21 protein-coding genes are annotated in these 18155 nt (G+C 28.1%); all 21 read left to right on the top strand.

The window, feature by feature from the left end:
* Positions 1-242: 242 nt before the first annotated feature.
* The 21 genes from TR13x_RS06760 (at position 243) to TR13x_RS06660 (ending at position 18062) form a co-directional block, all read left to right on the top strand.
* Positions 243-746: a GNAT family N-acetyltransferase gene (locus tag TR13x_RS06760; protein ID WP_054871155.1), complete on the top strand. Its 504-nt coding sequence runs from the start codon at positions 243-245 to the stop codon at positions 744-746.
* 3 nt (positions 747-749) lie between these two features.
* Positions 750-1052 carry a DUF3784 domain-containing protein gene (locus TR13x_RS06755; protein WP_054871154.1) on the top strand — a complete coding sequence of 101 codons (303 nt, stop codon included), beginning with the start codon at positions 750-752 and terminating at the stop codon, positions 1050-1052.
* A 27-nt stretch (positions 1053-1079) separates the two neighbouring features.
* Complete coding sequence (locus tag TR13x_RS06750; RefSeq protein ID WP_054871153.1) at positions 1080-1259, top strand: hypothetical protein; 180 nt, start codon at positions 1080-1082, stop codon at positions 1257-1259.
* Positions 1260-1304: 45 nt separating this feature from the next.
* Positions 1305-1772, top strand: coding sequence for a GNAT family N-acetyltransferase (locus tag TR13x_RS06745; protein WP_054871152.1), 468 nt, complete (start codon positions 1305-1307; stop codon positions 1770-1772).
* Complete coding sequence (locus TR13x_RS06740) at positions 1769-2491, top strand: biosynthetic peptidoglycan transglycosylase (protein WP_054871151.1); 723 nt, start codon at positions 1769-1771, stop codon at positions 2489-2491. The genes TR13x_RS06745 and TR13x_RS06740 overlap by 4 nt, the downstream gene beginning before the upstream one ends.
* A gap of 76 nt (positions 2492-2567) precedes the next feature.
* A complete protein-coding gene (locus TR13x_RS06735; RefSeq protein WP_054871150.1) occupies positions 2568-3290 on the top strand; it encodes a helix-turn-helix transcriptional regulator in 723 nt (240 codons plus the stop codon).
* A 180-nt stretch (positions 3291-3470) separates the two neighbouring features.
* Positions 3471-4154 carry an HD domain-containing protein gene (locus tag TR13x_RS06730; RefSeq protein WP_054871149.1) on the top strand — a complete coding sequence of 228 codons (684 nt, stop codon included), beginning with the start codon at positions 3471-3473 and terminating at the stop codon, positions 4152-4154.
* 53 nt (positions 4155-4207) lie between these two features.
* Positions 4208-4684, top strand: a complete 477-nt coding sequence (locus TR13x_RS06725; protein WP_054871148.1) for an N-acetyltransferase — start codon at positions 4208-4210, stop codon at positions 4682-4684.
* A gap of 22 nt (positions 4685-4706) precedes the next feature.
* Positions 4707-5276 carry a hypothetical protein gene (locus TR13x_RS06720; RefSeq protein WP_054871147.1) on the top strand — a complete coding sequence of 190 codons (570 nt, stop codon included), beginning with the start codon at positions 4707-4709 and terminating at the stop codon, positions 5274-5276.
* A 108-nt stretch (positions 5277-5384) separates the two neighbouring features.
* Entirely contained in the window at positions 5385-7370 is a 1986-nt protein-coding gene (locus TR13x_RS06715; protein ID WP_054871146.1) for a cell division protein FtsA, read from the top strand.
* Between the two features lie 100 nt (positions 7371-7470).
* On the top strand, positions 7471-8820 hold the full coding sequence (locus TR13x_RS06710) for a VanW family protein (RefSeq protein ID WP_054871145.1): 1350 nt from the start codon (positions 7471-7473) through the stop codon (positions 8818-8820).
* 45 nt (positions 8821-8865) lie between these two features.
* Positions 8866-9528: a DUF2225 domain-containing protein gene (locus TR13x_RS06705; RefSeq protein ID WP_054871144.1), complete on the top strand. Its 663-nt coding sequence runs from the start codon at positions 8866-8868 to the stop codon at positions 9526-9528.
* 8 nt (positions 9529-9536) lie between these two features.
* Positions 9537-10070 (top strand): methylated-DNA--[protein]-cysteine S-methyltransferase, encoded by a 534-nt coding sequence (locus TR13x_RS06700; RefSeq protein ID WP_054871143.1) that lies wholly within the window; start codon positions 9537-9539, stop codon positions 10068-10070.
* Between the two features lie 69 nt (positions 10071-10139).
* On the top strand, positions 10140-11453 hold the full coding sequence (locus TR13x_RS06695) for a lipase/acyltransferase domain-containing protein (RefSeq protein WP_054871142.1): 1314 nt from the start codon (positions 10140-10142) through the stop codon (positions 11451-11453).
* Positions 11454-11799: 346 nt separating this feature from the next.
* Positions 11800-12330, top strand: coding sequence for a cob(I)yrinic acid a,c-diamide adenosyltransferase (locus TR13x_RS06690; protein WP_054871141.1), 531 nt, complete (start codon positions 11800-11802; stop codon positions 12328-12330).
* Between the two features lie 21 nt (positions 12331-12351).
* Positions 12352-13323 carry an ABC transporter substrate-binding protein gene (locus TR13x_RS06685; protein ID WP_054871140.1) on the top strand — a complete coding sequence of 324 codons (972 nt, stop codon included), beginning with the start codon at positions 12352-12354 and terminating at the stop codon, positions 13321-13323.
* Between the two features lie 18 nt (positions 13324-13341).
* Positions 13342-14394, top strand: coding sequence for an iron ABC transporter permease (locus TR13x_RS06680; RefSeq protein ID WP_054871199.1), 1053 nt, complete (start codon positions 13342-13344; stop codon positions 14392-14394).
* A 16-nt stretch (positions 14395-14410) separates the two neighbouring features.
* Positions 14411-15664 (top strand): ABC transporter ATP-binding protein, encoded by a 1254-nt coding sequence (locus TR13x_RS06675; protein ID WP_054871139.1) that lies wholly within the window; start codon positions 14411-14413, stop codon positions 15662-15664.
* Between the two features lie 59 nt (positions 15665-15723).
* A complete protein-coding gene (locus TR13x_RS06670; protein WP_054871138.1) occupies positions 15724-16545 on the top strand; it encodes a Cof-type HAD-IIB family hydrolase in 822 nt (273 codons plus the stop codon).
* A gap of 85 nt (positions 16546-16630) precedes the next feature.
* The gene (locus TR13x_RS06665; RefSeq protein ID WP_054871137.1) at positions 16631-17557 is read left to right on the top strand and encodes a DUF362 domain-containing protein; all 927 of its coding nucleotides are present in this window, start codon (positions 16631-16633) and stop codon (positions 17555-17557) included.
* A 34-nt stretch (positions 17558-17591) separates the two neighbouring features.
* Positions 17592-18062, top strand: coding sequence for a chemotaxis protein CheX (locus tag TR13x_RS06660; protein WP_054871136.1), 471 nt, complete (start codon positions 17592-17594; stop codon positions 18060-18062).
* Positions 18063-18155 lie beyond the last annotated feature (93 nt).

The raw sequence follows: 18155 nt of genomic DNA, 5'->3' as shown, positions 1-18155 counted from the left end.
CAAAATTACTTTGCAATTCACATAAGCCTTTATTGAAGTTTATATAAATATTTATATTCATCATATACAAGTTGAAAAAATACAAGACATTATATTGTTAAAATAAGATATTAGTGAATATTTATAGGTATATCAATAAAAATAAATTAGCATTATGGAGCTATATTTCAACTGTTAATAAAGTTAATCGTAATATAAAAAGTTTTTATATATGATTTACTGTTTAAAATGAGGTGCTTTAGATGATTGAAACAGAAAGACTATTGATAAGAAAAATGAATATGAATGATTATGAAGCATTAAAATTGGTACTTTGTGACCCTGTTACTATGCAGTTTTGGCCAAAGCCTTTTTCGCCAGAACAGGTAAAGAACTGGATTAATAGAAATGTTGAGAACTATAAAAAATTTGGGTTTGGTAGATGGATAATTGAATTAAAAAACAGTCGGGAAATAATAGGTGATTGTGGATTTTTAATACTTGAAATAGATGGCAAGATAGAAAATGATTTAGGATATATAATTCATTCAAAATATTGGGGGAAGGGATATGGTACAGAAGCAGCAAAAGCATGTCTTGAATATGGTTTTAAAGAGCTAGGGATGAAAAGAATTATAGCAAATATGCCATATAATCATTACGCTTCAATAAGAGTAGCTGAAAAATTAGGAATGATTAAGGAAAAGGAGTTTATAAATAAAAGAAATCGAGACATTCTTACTTATTTATTTTTTAAGGAGGCATAAAATATGTTTTTATTAAATTTTATATTTTTTCTATCAGGATTTATTTTTATATATTTTGGATATATGATATGGCGATATAAAAAGCTTTGGTTGATAGCAGGATATAATGAAAAAAGAGTTGCAGACAAAGAAGGACTTGCTAGATTTACAGGTTTTTATTTATTTTTAATGAGTTTTATTATTATAGTTATATCAATTATAGGAATGATTTTTGATATTAATACAACAATACCGTATACAATAGCTGTTGTTATTATAAGTATAAGAATGGCTTTTGGGCACAGAAAATTTGAGAAAAAATATTAATTATTTAATAGAAAGGTTGAATAATACATGAGTGAAATTGTAATGATACTATTTTTAATTGGTTATATGATTTATAGAGTTGTATATGAAATGCCGAAATTGATTAAAAAGGATGAAGAAAAAATTGACAAAATGGAGCTAAGGCTTAAAGAAATTGATATGAAATTATCTGAAATAATAAAAAAGTTGGATAATAAATCTAATTAAAACTTATACGATGCTATTATTAGATATTTAAAGGAGTTGGGGGGAATGGAAGTAGATTTTAGATTAATGAGAATTGAAGACAGAGCAGAAGTTGAAGAGATGATTATTGCACTTTATGCTGAAGATCCAGATGGAGAAATTATATGTAAAGAAAAGATTATGATGACTTTTAAGCATTTATTTAAGCATCCTGAGAAGGGAAAAATTATTGTTTTCGAAGAACAATCAAAGATAGTAGGGTATTCAGTCTTGATTTTTTATTGGAGTAATGAATATGGTGGAGATATTGTACATATTGATGAATTATATGTAAAACCAAATTGGCGTAACCAAGGTATTGCTACTAGATTTATAGAGTTTATATCTAAGTGTTTTATGGATAGAGCAATAGCTCTACAATTAGAGGTAACTCCTTCAAATAAAAGGGCATTTGATTATTATAAAAAGATTGGTTTTATGAGAACTAAAAATATTCATATGATTAAGAAATTAAGGAAAGGAGAACTTTTATGAAATTTTTTAGATTTAGGTCAATAAAACATTTATTATTTACAGTATTTTTAATATTTCTAGTGAGTATTTTTGTCTATTATACAACGATAGTAGTTATAGCTCGTAAAAATACACCTACGATAATTAGTAGAGCATTAAACTCAGAGAAAATTGTTTTAGAATTAAATGATTTATCAAAAGAACAAATAGATATTCTTTTAAAAGTAGAAGATCCTAATTTTTATAATCATAAAGGTATAGATTTTAAAACTCCAGGTGCTGGAATAACAACAATAACTCAAGGTTTAGTTAAAAAGTTTTATTTTGAGAATTTTAGACCTGGCATTGCAAAAATTAAGCAGACATTAATAGCCCGCTTTGCATTGAATCCTTTAGTATCAAAAGATGATCAACTTAAATTATTTATCAATTATGTATATTTAGGTAAATTAGATGGAAATCCAATCTATGGTTTCGCAAATGCTTCAGAAAGATATTTTGGAAAACCATTTAGTCAATTAAGTGAAGAGGAATATATATCACTAGTTGCTATGATAATAGCTCCAAATAAGTTTAATGTGATAAAAAATCCAGAAGCTAATTCTAATAGAGTAGAGCGAATAAAGTTACTTATAAGGGGTGAATATGTTCCAAAGGGTCTTATGGATTTATATTACGGAGGAAAATATTTTTCTAAAAAACCACGTAGCTTTTTTAACAAATTAATATGGGGTTATTAAGTTTTTAAGTTTTGTAAAAAATATCAAAATCATTTGCTCTTTTCATGCTATTTTTATTATAGAAGGTGAATTGAGAATGAATTATTATGAACGAATTCAAAGATCTTTGGATTATATTGAAGAAAATTTAAAAAGTTCAATTGAAATTGAAATGGTTGCACAGGAATCATACATGTCTATTTCGAACTTTTATAGAATGTTTTACGCTCTTGTAGGTCATACAGTTAAAGATTATATAAGAAAAAGAAGATTATCCTGTGCAGCTAATGAACTATTAAATACTAAAAAAAGAATTATAGATATAGCATTAGACTATCAGTACGAGTCTCAAGAAGCCTTCACAAGAGCATTTAGAAATTATTTTGAAATAACTCCTGGGAGATATCGGAAATTAAAAAAAGAAATTAAAAGCATGGAAAGGGTGAATTTAATGGAGAAATATTTTGAAACTCATGGAATTGAAGATAAATATCCTGACATAAAGGTACTAAAAGAATTAAAACCTATGCGTGTAGCTTACTATCATGCATATGGAAAGAGTCCAGAAATAATAGCGATTACTAAAGTACTTAATTGGGCAAAAAGGAATAATTTACTTAATGGAGATAATAATCACAGATATTTTGGATTTGATAACCCTAGTCCTAGCCCTGATAGAGATGAGTATGGATATGAGTTTGGTACACATCAATGTCTGGAAAAACATTTATTGAATGATGAAGATATAAATGAAAAGGCTGTTGATGAATTAATTGTAAATCTTCAACTTGATTTATATATGCCGATAAAAGAAGGTTAAATAAGATTACTATAGGTTAGTAGAATGGAGAGCTATATCAGAATTAAGCTCTCCCTTTGGCTTTCATAGTTTGTTACAAATTCTGTTATAAATTTCAACAAAATCTACTAGGTTTTTGACAACCTGAATTTATTATAAGTATACAAAAGAAAATATCGTTCAAGTAAGGAGGAAAAGTACATGGAGAGTATTGCTGTAAGTGAAGCACGAAAATACCTTATTACATATTTGAGAGAAAAAGAATACACAAATGAAACTAATTACCCTTGGAGAAAAGGCTGGGAGTTTGTTGTATACCATTCATTTCGAGTTGAATCATATGTAATGAAAATTCTTAAAGGTGAAAAACAAAAAATAAGTAGTGAGGAAGTTGAGTTATTGCGCACTGCTGCTATTCTTCATGATATAGGTAGATTTGATGATAGGCAGCAACATGCCAAAATTGGAGCAGAAATAGTTGAAAGTTGGTTAGATAAGAATTATAAAATATCTTCTCAGATAAAAGATGTTGAAAAACTTCTTTATATGATTGAAACTCATTCAAATAAAGACAATTATGAAGATGACTTTTGCTGTAAAGTGTTAAAAGATGCGGATATATTAGATGAAATTGGTGTACTTTCAATATTTATGGCAGCTAATCGAGTTGATAATAATTCTCCATTCTTTTTTAATCAGTTATTAGATAGAGTAAGAAATTTTGAAATTGATTTTTGTAATAGAAAAATGCTCAAATTAAAAACATCAACAGCAAAAGGAATTTTAAAAAAGAAAAAGGATTTTATAGTTTTATTTACAAATCAGTTAGAAGATGAATTGGATGGAGGGGATATTGTTTTAAATCTCATAAATAAAAATGAATAGAAATGATACATTATCTTACTAAAAAGAAAAGTTTTAAAATATGGAGGTACAAAATGAAAAAAATTGAGTATATATCTGGCAATGAAGATTTATTAGATAGCATTGGATTTCTATGGGAGAAGTTAAATAAGTATCATAAGAATAATTCAAAACACTTTTCAAAAAAATTTTCAAAATTTTCATTTGAAGTTAGAAAAAAAGGATTAATAGATAAAGCTAAAAAAGGTCTCATGAAAATTGAAATTGCAAGAGATATAGAGAAAAACAAAAATGTTGGTTATTGCATTAGTACAATAAATGATAGAAATATAGGAGAAATTGAATCGCTATATATTGAACCAGATTATAGAAAGCAGGGAATTGGTAATAAGTTTATGAAAAATGCACTAGATTGGATGAAATTAAATAAGGTCAAATCAATATGTATAGGAGTAAGTGTAGGTAATGAAGAAGTTCTATCATTTTATGAGAAATATGGATTTTTGCCTAGAACTATTATACTAGAGCAGATTGAGGATAAAGGAAATTAGGTTCAGGGGGATAGCTAATTATATGAAGATAAAAGAACTTATTAATAAAAGTTTGCCTATTTTACTATGCATATCTATTTTGCTTAATATTTTTTTATTAAGTACATTGTTTGATAAACAAAAAAAGATTGATAGATTTTTGAAAATAAGTAATTTTAGTGCTGCTGGAACAGTTAATATTATTCTATCAGAATTAGAAGATAAACTGGTTAAGGTAGATGAAGAAAAACTTAAAGACAGAAGATATGTAATACAAACTTTAAATGATATTGAAAGAAAATTGAATTTGTGTGATCTTCCATTGGGATTTGCTGGGGAGTTAAACAGTAATTTTGATTTTGACGTTATTAAGTTAGAAGGATATATATATAGATTAGAACGATCATTTGTTTTGAGTAAAGAAGGGTTTTCTGATTATGACAGGCAAGTATTGAAGAAAATAGCAAGTACTAGATTATATACGACGCTTACCGACTTTTATGAAGAAAATTCATTTTATCAAAAAAAGCCTAGATATTTTATCAGAGATTCATATAAGAAATTAGAAAAAATTTGTGATGAAGCTATTAAAAAATTAGATGAACAGAAGTAAATTATCTGAAAAGTCCCATTAAGGGACTTTTTTTGACATTATAAAAGGAATTATAGTGATTTATGGAGAATAGGTTTAATTGGTTAAAATATAAAAGGGGTGTTTCAAGTGGTCTATGAGATTTCTAATATAGATAAAGAAAGATTGATTTTTTCTTTAGATATAGGAACAAGAACTGTTATTGGATTAGTAGGAATCTATGATGATGAAGGAATATTTAAAATTATAGCCAGTGAAATCAAAGAGCATGAAGAAAGAAGCATGTATGATGGGCAAATTCATGATATAAACGGTGTTGCTAAAATAGTTAAGGAAGTAAAACAAAGTTTAGAAAACAAAGTTGGTAAAAAATTAGATAAAGTTGCAATAGCTGCAGCAGGTAGGGCACTTAAGACTTACAGAGTAAGAGTTGATAGAAATACAGAAATAGGAGCAGAAATAGATAAAACAATGATAGAAAGTTTAGAAATGGAAGCTGTACAAAAGGCACAAGAACTATTAGAGTCTAATAAAGGTATGGAAGAATCTAAATATTATTGTGTTGGTTATACAGTAGTAAATTATTATCTAGATGATAATTTTATAGAAAAATTGGAAGGGCATAGAGGAAGTAAAATAGGTGTCGATTTGTTAGCTACATTTTTACCTCATGTAGTTGTAGATAGTTTATATACGGTAATGAATAGAGTAAACTTAGAAGTAATAAATATTACTTTAGAACCAATTGCAGCTATTAATGTAGCTATTAAGAAAAATCTTAGGCTATTAAATCTTGCTCTTGTTGACATTGGTGCTGGAACCTCAGATATAGCAATTACCAAAGATGGAACAATAGTAGCATACGCAATGGCTTCTATTGCTGGAGATGAAATTACGGAACAAATTGCAAAAACTTATTTACTAGATTATGATACTGCTGAAAAATTAAAAGTAAATCTAAATAAGGAAATCAAACATAAATTTACAGATATAGTTGGAATAGAACATGAGCTTACAAGTGAAGAAATATTAGATAGCATAACAGAATCTATTGAAAATTTAGCAAAAGAAATTGCAAAACGAATACTTGAATATAACGATAAATCTCCTAGCGCCGTTTTTTTGATAGGGGGGGGTAGTAATATACCAAGGCTACCTGATTTGGTTGCTAATTTTTTAAATTTACCAAAAGAGAGAGTTGCTATCAGAGATACAAATTCTATTGAAAATATAGAGGGTATACCAGAAGAATTAAATGGACCTCATGCAATTACTCCAATAGGAATAGCTATTACTGCAATACAAAGTAAATATAAAGATTTTTTAGAGATAATCGTCAATGGCAAAAAGGTAAAGCTGTTCAATTCTAAAAAGGTGAAAGTATCAGATGTGCTTGTACTTATTGGATATAATCCAAGAAATCTTATACCTAAGAGAGGAGATAACTTTAAATGTTTTATAAATGGTAAAGAAAAAATAATTAAAGGAGAGGTTGGACAAGCAGCAAAGATATTTGTTAATAGAAAACCTGCTAATTTAGAGCATAAATTAGATAATGGAGATGAAGTTATTATTGAAGCAGCTACGAAAGGTAAAAAAGTAATACCTAGACTTTATGATTTAGTAGATATAAATAAATGTGTATTTTTAAATGGGGAGAAAATAGGTTTAATCAAAAAAATAGTTGTAAATGGAATAGAGGTAGATAAAAATATTATAATCAATGAAAATGATGAAATTGTATATGATGAAATAAAGACTTTATTTGAGTTGCTAATGGAACGAAATATAAGTACTGAAGAAAATGAAATATTTGTTAATGGTAATAAAGTATCAAGTGATTGTGAACTTAAAAATAATGATAAAATTTCTGTTGAAGAAAAAGATATTGAAAAAATTAATAGGCATAATACAATTACATTAAAAGTTAATGGTGAAGATAAAGTTATTTCTTATGAAAAAGAGAGTTTTATATTTGTTGATATTTTTGATTATATCGATTTTGATTTATCAAAACCTATGGGGATGTTAAAGCTAGAAGTAAATGGCAAAAAGGCTGAGTTGATGCAAGAATTAAGAAATGGTGATACTATAAATATATATTGGGCAAAGTGATATACAGATGGCCTCTTTTAGACAGTTAATTTTCATATAAATATCAATTAATTAATAATATTTAATAAGATATTGATATTACTGTCTAAGGGGGCATATTATGTTTGATTTAAATAAATATTTCGTAAAAATATTTTTGATTATATTAGTTGTTTTAATTTTATTATTTACTTTATTTATATTTATCTCATTAAATATAACTACTATATATAAAGGTGTTAAAATTAACAATATAGATGTAGGTGGATTAGATAGAAATAATGCTATAATACATCTAAAAAGAGAGTTAGGTTATAAGCTTAATAATAAATTTGTTAAATTAATTTATCAAGATTACAAGTATATAATTGAATATAAAGAACTTGGTATTACTTATGATTATTACAAGGCTACCAACGAAGCTTTTTCAATTGGTAGACAAGGTACTATAATAAATAGAATTAGAGATATATTATATGTTAGAGCTAATGGATATAATATAGAAATGGGTTTATTGTATAATGATATGAAGTTGATAAATATAATTAATAAAGTCTCAAAAGATATAAATGTGGAAAGTAAAGATGCTTATATAGTTTATAGCAAAAATGGTTTTAAAATATTTTCTGAAGTATATGGCAGAAAGGTTAATAGAGAGAAATTAAAAAGTAGAATAATAAATGCAGTATTAGTAGGTGGCTTTGTAGAAATTCCAGTTGATCTAGAAAAACCTAAAATTACTAAAAACATGCTAAAGCAAATAAAAGATAGATTAGGAAGTTTTACTACTACATTTGCAGGCAGTAGTCCAGGAAGAAAACATAATATTAATTTAGCATCTAGTAGTATTAATGGAAAAATTCTTTTACCTGGAGAGATTTTTTCTTTTAATGAAACTACAGGTCCTAGAGATGCTAATGCAGGATATAAAGAAGCTAAAATAATATTAGATGGAGATTTAACACCAGGTATTGGAGGAGGAGTTTGTCAGGTTTCTACAACATTATATAATGCAGTTTTATTATCGAATCTTAAAATAGAAGAGAGACATCCTCATTCTATACCTGCGACATATGTTAAGAAAGGATTAGATGCAACTGTAGCATATGATTATTTAGATTTTAAATTTAGTAATAATACAAATTATCCTGTATATATACATTCGGAGGTTAAAGATAATAATTTAACAATAACGATTTTTGGTAAGAAGGATAAAAATAGAGAAGTTAAGATAAAATCTGAGATTATTCAAGTATTAGAACCAGAAGTGGAAATAAGAATTGATGAAAAATTAGAACCTGGAACAAAAAATATATTACAAAAAGGTAGATATGGGTATAAAGTTAAAACGTATAAGGAAGTTTATGAAAATGGCAGAAAAATAAAGACAGAAATTATATCAAGTGATTATTACAAACCTAGAAAAGAAATTGTTAAGATAGGTCCTGAACAAAAGGATAAAACAAATTAAATCAAATGATTTTGCACTATAATTAGTAATATATGGAGGGGAAAAATGGAGGAGCTATATTCAAAAAAGATAAAATGTCCTGTTTGTAAAAATGATTTTACTACGAGTAAAGTTAAGCGTTCTAAACTTAGAGTTGAAAAAAGAGATACTGATTTTTTTACATATTATAAAGGCGAGAATCCTTTAAAATATAGCGTGTTTGTTTGTCCAGAGTGTGGATATGCTGCACTAGAGGATAGGTTTGATAAGATAAAATCCAAAGATATTGAAGTAATTAAGCAGAATGTATCAAATAAATGGATGAAAAGAGAGTTTTCTTTAAAAAGAAGTGTTGATGAAGCAATTACATGTTATAAGTTAGCTTTATATTGTGGTCAACTATTAAACTTTAAAAAATATGACTTAGGAAATATAACTTTAAGACTAGCTTGGATGAATAGGCTGAATGGAGATAAGGAAGAGGAGAGATTCTTGAGATTAAGCGCAGAACTTTTTAGGAATGCATATTACAATGAAGATATTCCTTCATCTCCTTTTGATGAATTATCATTAGCTTATTTAATTGGAGAATTACATAGAAGGTTAGGAGATAGAGAAGAAGCTCTAACATGGTTTAGTAGAGTTATATCTAATAGAGCTATTAAGAATAACCCAAGATTAGACAAGCTAGTGAGAGATCAATGGTATTTAGTTAAAGGAGAAAGGTAGGAACTTAAATGAGAGCCTATTATTACAGTTTCAATTCAGATTTGCTTGGTGAAATTCATTTGGCTTTTACTAGCAGAGGTTTAGTAAAGTTAAGTTTACATACTGAAGAAAAAAAGGATTTTTTTAATTGGCTTAAAATATATTTTGATGAAATTAGTGAGTACAATGGTGAAGAGCTAGAGTATAGTTTACAAATAAAGTCATATCTGAAAGGAAAACTAAAAAAGTTTGATATACCAGTAGAATTTTATGGTACAGAATTTCAGAAAAAAGTATGGGAACAGCTAATTAAGATTCCGTATGGGAGTGTAAGGTCTTATAAAGATATAGCTTTGGCAATAGGGAAACCAAACGGGTTTAGAGCTGTTGGCGGAGCAAATAACAAAAATCCTATTCCTATTATTGTTCCATGTCATAGAGTTATAAATAATAATAGAGAGATAGGTGGATATGGAGGAGGAATCGATTATAAAATTAAATTACTAAAGCTTGAAGGCGTTAAAATAGAAGTAAGGAAAGAAAAATATATTGTTAAGAATTAGCAGTTTTATTTTTGTGCATTTTAGCATCCTACTGCATAATATGTAAAAAAAGACATAGAAGGTGGTAGGATGTTCTTTTTTAGGAGTTTAATTAAAGAATCTGATGAATATCCAATAGTTTTTATACCTGGACTTTTTGGTTCTATTGGTAGTGATATAATTCCTGGCACAGGAAAATTTAGATTTGGGCCAGCTGACTATGTGTATAGACCAATAATAGAAGACCTTAATAAATTAGGATATAGGCTTGATGAAAATCTTTTTATAGCATTTTATGATTGGAGAAAAGAAAATGCTTATTCTGCACAAAAATATTTAATTCCTGTAATTAAAAAAGCAAAAGAGAAGACAAAAAAAGAAAAAGTTAATATTATTTGTCATAGTATGGGAGGTATAGTTGCAAGAGCATATATTCAGAGTGATTATTATCAGAACGATGTAGACAAACTTGTTATGATTGCAACGCCTAATAGTGGGTCAGCAAATGCATACTATTTTTGGGAAGGAGGAGAGTTGCCTTATAAAGAATATAACGAAAGTACATTTTATAAAATTCTATGGGAAGGTTTTATTTGGGTTCTAAAGATTATTCATAGAGAAAAGGATAATTTAAGTTTGTTGCACAATTATTTTCCGTCAATCAAAGATTTGTTACCTAGTAATGAGTATGGAGATTATCTATTTATAGAAAACAACAATAGATTTGTGCGATTTATACCTATTTCTCAAATCAGTAGTCAAAATGAGTTCTTGAATATTTTAAATAAAAGCGTACAAGAATTGTATCGAAAAAGCATAAAAATTTATCTTATAACAGGTACAGGAAAAAAGACTAAAAAGTATTTGTGTGTAGAAAAGGTACCTAAATCTATTAAATGGTTTGATGGCAAGCCTAAATATGCAATTTATACAATTAGAGGAGATGGAACAGTAATAGAGGACAGTGTTTATACAGTATATGGAGATAGATACAAAATAAAAAGTGATCATGTTGAGATTTTAAAGGAATGCGGGGGTATTTTATCTAGTATTTTAAATGTCAGAAGAGCTAGAAGAACTATGAGAGCAAGGCACAAAAAAATGGTAAATATTTATAGTATTATTGCTAGTAATGTAGAAAAAATTTCTATTAGCAATAATAGAGGTTGTAATGTCATGTTTAACGATAGATATATTAGGGCTGGAGAATTATATGTTGAAAAATTAGGACAGGATTTGTATTGGATTATAATGGATAATGATAAGTTTAAAGATTCAACAGTAAATATTAAAACTAAAAAAGATAAACAAACTAAAGTAATGGTATTAAAAGGTGATGAGAATAGTGTAGTTAAAAAAGTTGATGAAGCTGTAAATAAAGAGAATTTTATATTAAAAATATAGAGAAAATAGTTTGAAGAAATAAATACAATTTGATATTATCATATTGTGGCTTCAAAAACTTATTGTATACAAAAAAACTATAATGATTGAAAAAAGTATAAGCGAATAATTACAAAGCTTTAGTAAAGAAAACTTGATGAAGAATTTCAAAAAAATCCGTAGGCTTAGTAGGACGCTAAGCCAGCATCCTACAAGACAGGACGTCTTGATTAGGTGCGTTAGGATTTTTCGAAATTATAATTCTATGTTTTCTCTAAAGATTTGTCTATGAGCGTTATTTTTTTCAATTAATCCTTTTGATAGGGTTGATATTTTTATGTATTACTAAGAAGGGGGTGCAGGAAAGGTGGACAAGGGATTGATTCAAGTTTATACAGGGGATGGTAAGGGAAAAACTACAGCAGCGTTAGGATTAGGATTAAGAGCTGTTGGCTATGGCTACAAAGTAAAGATGATACAATTTCTAAAAGGGCGTGACTCTGGAGAATTATTTAGTACGAAAAATTTTAATGGAGATTTTGAAATATATAGATTTGATAAATCAAAAAAGTTTTTTTGGAACATGAATGAAGCTGAAAAGGAAGAATTAAAGAAAAAAATCAGTAATGCTTTTGAGTTTATTGAAGAAATAATTAAGAAAAATGATTGTGACATTCTTATTTTAGATGAAATTATGGGGGTTATAAGTAACAAATTAGTTTCAATAGATAGGGTTTTACATATTTTAGACATTAAACCTGAAAATATGGAAATTATATTAACTGGAAGAAATGTTCCTGAAGCTATACTTGATAGGGCAGATTTAGTTAGTGAAATGAAAATGGTTAAACATCCTTTTGAAAAAGGCATATCAGCAAGAAAAGGAATCGAATATTAAATAATAAACGGAGGGAGCAAGATGATTAAAAGCAAATTTGCTAAGGTATTAGTTTTATTATTATCTTTAGTATTAATTATGGGCGCATTTACAGGTTGTGTTAAAAAGAAAGAAGAAAATATTGATGATAAAAGTGAAATAAATAATAATGAATCTAATATTACTGGTACAATTTATCCATTAGAAGTAGAAGATGATTTTGGGAATAAAGTGACAATAGAAAATGAGCCTAAAAGAATAGTTTCTTTAGCACCTAGCCATACTGAGATTTTATTTGCAATAGGCTTAGGAGAGAGAGTAGTTGGTGTATCAAATTATTGCGATTATCCAGAAGAAGCAAAAAATAAAGAAAAGGTTGGAGATTCTTTTAATGTGAATGTTGAAAAAATAATAGAATTATCTCCAGATTTAGTAATACAATATGGACAGGGCAAGGAAGAAGTTAATAAGAGATTAAAGGAAGCTGGTATTAAAGTATTAAGTTATGAGCCAGAGTCTATAGATGATGTAATTAATTTAATTGATGAATTAGGTAAAATAACTAATAGTGGAAGAGCTGCTAAAATGACTATAGTTGACATGATGACAAAAAGAGATTTTGTATTATCAAGAGTTGCAGGAAAGAAAAAAGTAAAAGTGTTTTATGAAGTGTGGGATCAACCGTTAATGGCAGCGGGCCCAGGCTCTTTCATTGATGAGCTTATTAATTTAGCAGGTGGAGAAAATATTGCTAAAGATGCACAAGGAAAATATCCTCAGTTTGATTTAGAGCAGCTTATTGAAAGAAACCCAGATGTGTACTTGACAGCGAAAGATAGAGAAGATAAGACAGTAGACAGTATAAAAGCAAGAATTGGATATGAAAATATAAATGCTATTAAGAATGACAGGGTTTATATATTAGATCCTAATATAATATCAAGACCAGGACCTAGAATAGTAGATGGTTTAGAATTAATAGCAAGAAAAATACATCCAGAAGCTTTTAAATAGGATTGAGTAGTGATGCATATGAGAATAATAGCTAATATTAAAGGTAAGAGAAGCATAGTGTTTTTAACATTGTTTATTGTATTAGTAATAAGTGTCTGTATATTTGCTACAATAGGCACTGCTAATATAAGTGTATTAGATACAATTAAGATAGTGAGTTCAAGGTTGCCTTATATTGGTAGTTATATAAATGTTAGTGAAATACCTCAATCTCATTTCATCATTATTTTAAAAGTCAGATTGCCTAGAGTATTATTAGGTGTATTAGTAGGAGCAGCCCTTTCAAGTGTTGGGGCTGCTTTTCAAGGAATGTTTAAGAATCCTATGGCTGATCCATATGTTATTGGAATATCATCAGGAGCAGCTTTAGGTGCTTCTATAATAATTGTCTCAGGACTAAATATTGGTTTGTTAAAACTTTCAAGCATTTCAGTTGGTGCTTTTTTAGGAGCTATAGTCTCTACTTTTATAGTTTACTTTATTTCGAAGACAAAGAATAAAGTTCCGATAAATACACTTTTATTGTCAGGAATAGCCGTTGGACAACTTTTAACGGCTATTATGTCTTTTCTGATGGTTATATATACAAAAGATGTAAGTAAAATAATATTTTGGACTTTAGGCAGTTTTTCTTCAAAAGGATGGGACGAATTAATTCCAGTAGCAATACCGGTTTTGCTTTCAATAGTAATATTGAACTTCTTTTCGAGAGATTTGAATGTTATGCTTATGGGTGAAGAATCTGCACAAAGTATGGGAATAGATGTAGAAAGAGTAAAATTGATTATTTTAGTTATATGTGCTTTTATGACAGCGATGGTAGTTTCAGTAAGTGGCATTATTGGTTTTGTTGGTTTAATAATACCACATATTGTAAGACTCATTATAGGTCCTGACCATAGGATTTTACTACCTTCTTCTGCTTTAGTTGGTGGAATATTTATGATATTTGCAGATACTATAGCTAGGACAATAATATCACCGACAGAAGTACCTGTAGGTATTATTACAGCTATGTTTGGTGGCCCATTTTTTCTATATCTTTTGCTAAAGAAGAAAAAAACATATTAATTCAGGAGTGAAATAGATGAAACCAGCTATAGAAGTTGAATCTCTTTATTTTAGCTATGGAGATAGTTTAGTTTTAAGGGATATTAATTTTAAAATTGAAAAAGGAGAATTTGTTAGTATAATAGGTCCTAACGGTTCAGGAAAGTCAACGCTATTAAAAAATATGATTTCTATAGATAAACCAAGTAAAGGTCTTGTTAGAATAGATGGAAAAGAGTTGAGACAGTATAAAGTTAAGGAGCTTGCTAAAAAAGTAGCTATAGTGCTGCAAGATACAAATATTGCTTATGATTTTTCAGTATTTGATGTAGTTCTGATGGGGAGAAATCCATATTTAGGTCGATTTCAAAAGGAAAGTTATAAAGACTTTCAAATAGTAAAAGATTCATTAAAACTTACAGATACTTTACATTTAAAAGATAAGAGTATTAATCAAATCAGTGGTGGAGAAAGGCAAAGAGTAATTATTGCTAGGGCTTTAGCTCAACAACCTGAAATTATACTTTTAGATGAGCCTACATCACATTTAGATATTAATCATCAGATAGAAATTCTCTCTCTACTAAAAAAGCTAAATAAAGAAAAAAATATGACTATAGTGATTGTTATACACGATATAAATTTAGCAACAAGATATAGCAATAAAATGATTTTACTTAATAAAGGTGAAATACTTAGTATTGGCAAGCCTAAAGAAGTAATTACATATGAAAATATAGAAGCAGCTTATAATTTAAATGTGGTTATCACTAAAGATTTATATACTAATAGTCCGTATTTGATGCCTTTAACATCAAAAAATAAGGTTCAGACTAGTATTTTAGATAAGAAAGTACATGTTATATGTGGTGGCGGTACAGGCGTTGAGATAATAAGCAAACTTGATTCTTTGGGATATCAAGTGTCTTTGGGAGTTATTAATATAGGAGATACGGATTGGGAAATAGGGAGAAAATTATCATTAGAGTTAGTGGAGGAGTTACCTTTTACAGCTATTAGTGATAAAGCTTTTGAAAAAAATTTGGAGGTAATAGATAAAAGTGATGTTATAATACTTTGTAATGTACCTTATGGTTCGGGCAATTTGAAAAATTTACTAGCAGCTTATAAAGGTTTTAAAGATGGAAAAACTATTTATCTATTTAATAATAATAATGAATATGATAGTTTTGACTATGTTGGTGGAAAAGCTGTTGAAATTTTAGAAAATATGAAAAAGCTTGGTTTGAAAGTTTTTAATGATTTTGATGAGTTGGTTAAACATTTGTAAGATTTTTTTGTAGTTGATAAAAAAGATATTTAAAAACTAAAATAGAAAAGGTGATATGTATGAAGTATAAATTGATAGCAGTAGATATGGATGGAACTTTGTTAAATAGTAACAATGAGATTTCAGAAAAGAATAAGAATGCATTAAAAATTGCTACAGAAAAAGGGATACAGGTGGTTATTTCAACAGGCAGAATATTTACATCTGCAAGATTTTATGCAAAGCTATTAGGAATTGTTACTCCAATAATAGCTTGTAATGGAGCATATATTTGTGAGTATCACAGGAATAATGTACTTTATGAAAATCCTATAAACTTTGATGATTGTAGAGAAATAATTAAAGTATTAGAAGAAAATAATATGTATTTTCATTTTTACGATAATGATACTTTTTATACTAAAGAATTGAACTATAATTCTTTAAAATATTACAATTGGAACAAAAAACAGAAACCAGGAGACAAAATTAATATACAATTAATTGATGATGCCAATAAATTATTTGAAAAGCGAAAACCTAAGGTTTATAAATTTGTTACAATGGATAATGATTTAGATAAGTTAAATTATGTAAAAAATATGCTTAGTAAGAACAAGAATATCGAAATTGTAAGTTCATGGAAAGGTAGTTTTGATATAATGAATAAAGGTGTGTCTAAGGGGAAAGCTCTCGAAAAACTGTGCAATATATTTAATATTAAGAATAGTGAAGTGATAGCTATTGGAGATAATTATAATGATTTATCAATGATAGAATTTGCAGGTTGTGGTATAGTTATGGGAAATGGAGAAGAAGAAGTGAAAAGGAAGGCTGATATAATTACGGATACAAATGATAACGATGGAGTTTATAAGGCTTTAAAAGAATTAATATATTAATGAATTGAATAATTAGCTTCTATGTATAAAATAATAGATTTTAAGATAAAAATCTTAAAATCTATTATTTTTTGGAGGGAATGTAGTGAAAGCAAGAAGGGTTTTTGAACCAATTGTTTCGATAGCAAAAGATTATAATGAAGGAGATTCTTTAGAAGAGTGTCTTTATAATTTACCATTGCAGAGGATATTAAAAGAAGGCGATAAAGTAGTTATAACACCAAACTGGGTGAAAGCAAAGAAACCAAATACTGCTACTGTAGTTGGACCTAATACTTTAGACAGACTTATAAAAATAGTAAAAAGATTTAATCCACGCGAAGTAATAATAGCAACTGGTTCTGGAGGAGACCCAACTGATAAAGTTATGAATTATGTAGGTTATGATAAAGTAATAAAAGAGAATAACGTGAAATTTATTGATTTAAATTATGGACCGTATGTAGATTTAGAGTTAAACCATAATAAACCATCTAAAACTAAAATTAATGTACTTTATGAGGAAATGGATGTATTAATATCATTTACACAATTGAAAATACATGAAGAAGCTACTATTAGTGCTGGGATTAAGAATATTGCTTTAGGTTGGCCACCTGCTGAAATTCATGGATTTCCAAAAAAATCTTTAGGGATACATGAAGATTTACATCATTTTATAGTGGCTATGGCAGAAAAAATACCAATAGATTTAACCATAATTAGTGCAGATAAGACAATGATTGGAACAGGTCCTTCAGACGGGAAGGCTATTGACACTTCTGGAATAATAATCGCAGGTACAGATCCTGTGGCTTGTGATACTGTAGGTGCAAGGTTACTTGGATTTTTACCTCAAGCTGTTCATTATCTGTATGATTTATATAAAAAAGGGTTGGGTGAGGCTCAATTAGAGAAAGTGGATATGAGAGGACTAGATTTAAAAACAGCAGAACAAATTTTTAGTTATAGAGCTTATAATCAGGGTATAGTTATTGATAAAAATGGGATAAAAGGTATACATGGTAATTAACTACAGTACTAAATTAGGTTGAAGGAGTGGATATATGGATGATATTATAATAAGTGCCGTTACAAAATCAGGGCAGGAAATTTTTTCTCAGGCAATAAGGTTATTTGTGGACATTGAAGAACCTTATATTAAGAAAGAAGTTAGGTTAAAGGATGATATAGCGATAATTACTGGTTTAGCTGGTAATATAAAAGGACAAATTATTATAAAACTTTCAGAGGCAATATCTAAAAAAATTGTGTCAAGTATCTTAGATGATGTACCAATTGCTGAATTAGATGATACATGTAGAAAAATATTATGTGATATGAGTAATATGTTAATCTGTAATGCTATTTCAGATATTTATAATGTTGGAATTATTGTCGATTTGTCTTTACCAGCGTTAATATATGGTCAAGAAATAAAATATACAGTAAGCGATGGGGTAATATACTGTATCCCGTTTAGAGCAGGAAGTGATTTGATTGAGGTTAATATTATATTAAAAGTTAATAATAAATAAAGAAAAAGTTTTATAAAACTTATGTTTTCGTTTTTCGCTCAAGTATGATGAATAGCGAATGACTGATGGTTAATAACGACAATTTAAGGGGGT

It is taken from the genome of Caloranaerobacter sp. TR13 (assembly GCF_001316435.1).
GTDB lineage: Bacteria > Bacillota > Clostridia > Tissierellales > Thermohalobacteraceae > Caloranaerobacter.
Note: the sequence above shows the minus strand (reverse complement) of the source record. Positions and strands in the feature narration are given on the sequence as shown.

Coding starts and splice junctions, on each gene's coding strand:
- TR13x_RS06670 (WP_054871138.1), top strand. CDS start 15,724: ATGAAGTATAAATTGATAGCAGTAGATATGGATGGAACTTTGTTAAAT.
- TR13x_RS06675 (WP_054871139.1), top strand. CDS start 14,411: ATGAAACCAGCTATAGAAGTTGAATCTCTTTATTTTAGCTATGGAGAT.
- TR13x_RS06710 (WP_054871145.1), top strand. CDS start 7,471: ATGTTTGATTTAAATAAATATTTCGTAAAAATATTTTTGATTATATTA.
- TR13x_RS06725 (WP_054871148.1), top strand. CDS start 4,208: ATGAAAAAAATTGAGTATATATCTGGCAATGAAGATTTATTAGATAGC.
- TR13x_RS06695 (WP_054871142.1), top strand. CDS start 10,140: ATGTTCTTTTTTAGGAGTTTAATTAAAGAATCTGATGAATATCCAATA.
- TR13x_RS06755 (WP_054871154.1), top strand. CDS start 750: ATGTTTTTATTAAATTTTATATTTTTTCTATCAGGATTTATTTTTATA.
- TR13x_RS06700 (WP_054871143.1), top strand. CDS start 9,537: ATGAGAGCCTATTATTACAGTTTCAATTCAGATTTGCTTGGTGAAATT.
- TR13x_RS06750 (WP_054871153.1), top strand. CDS start 1,080: ATGAGTGAAATTGTAATGATACTATTTTTAATTGGTTATATGATTTAT.
- TR13x_RS06705 (WP_054871144.1), top strand. CDS start 8,866: ATGGAGGAGCTATATTCAAAAAAGATAAAATGTCCTGTTTGTAAAAAT.
- TR13x_RS06680 (WP_054871199.1), top strand. CDS start 13,342: ATGAGAATAATAGCTAATATTAAAGGTAAGAGAAGCATAGTGTTTTTA.
- TR13x_RS06745 (WP_054871152.1), top strand. CDS start 1,305: ATGGAAGTAGATTTTAGATTAATGAGAATTGAAGACAGAGCAGAAGTT.
- TR13x_RS06735 (WP_054871150.1), top strand. CDS start 2,568: ATGAATTATTATGAACGAATTCAAAGATCTTTGGATTATATTGAAGAA.
- TR13x_RS06720 (WP_054871147.1), top strand. CDS start 4,707: ATGAAGATAAAAGAACTTATTAATAAAAGTTTGCCTATTTTACTATGC.
- TR13x_RS06685 (WP_054871140.1), top strand. CDS start 12,352: ATGATTAAAAGCAAATTTGCTAAGGTATTAGTTTTATTATTATCTTTA.
- TR13x_RS06660 (WP_054871136.1), top strand. CDS start 17,592: ATGGATGATATTATAATAAGTGCCGTTACAAAATCAGGGCAGGAAATT.
- TR13x_RS06740 (WP_054871151.1), top strand. CDS start 1,769: ATGAAATTTTTTAGATTTAGGTCAATAAAACATTTATTATTTACAGTA.
- TR13x_RS06760 (WP_054871155.1), top strand. CDS start 243: ATGATTGAAACAGAAAGACTATTGATAAGAAAAATGAATATGAATGAT.
- TR13x_RS06730 (WP_054871149.1), top strand. CDS start 3,471: ATGGAGAGTATTGCTGTAAGTGAAGCACGAAAATACCTTATTACATAT.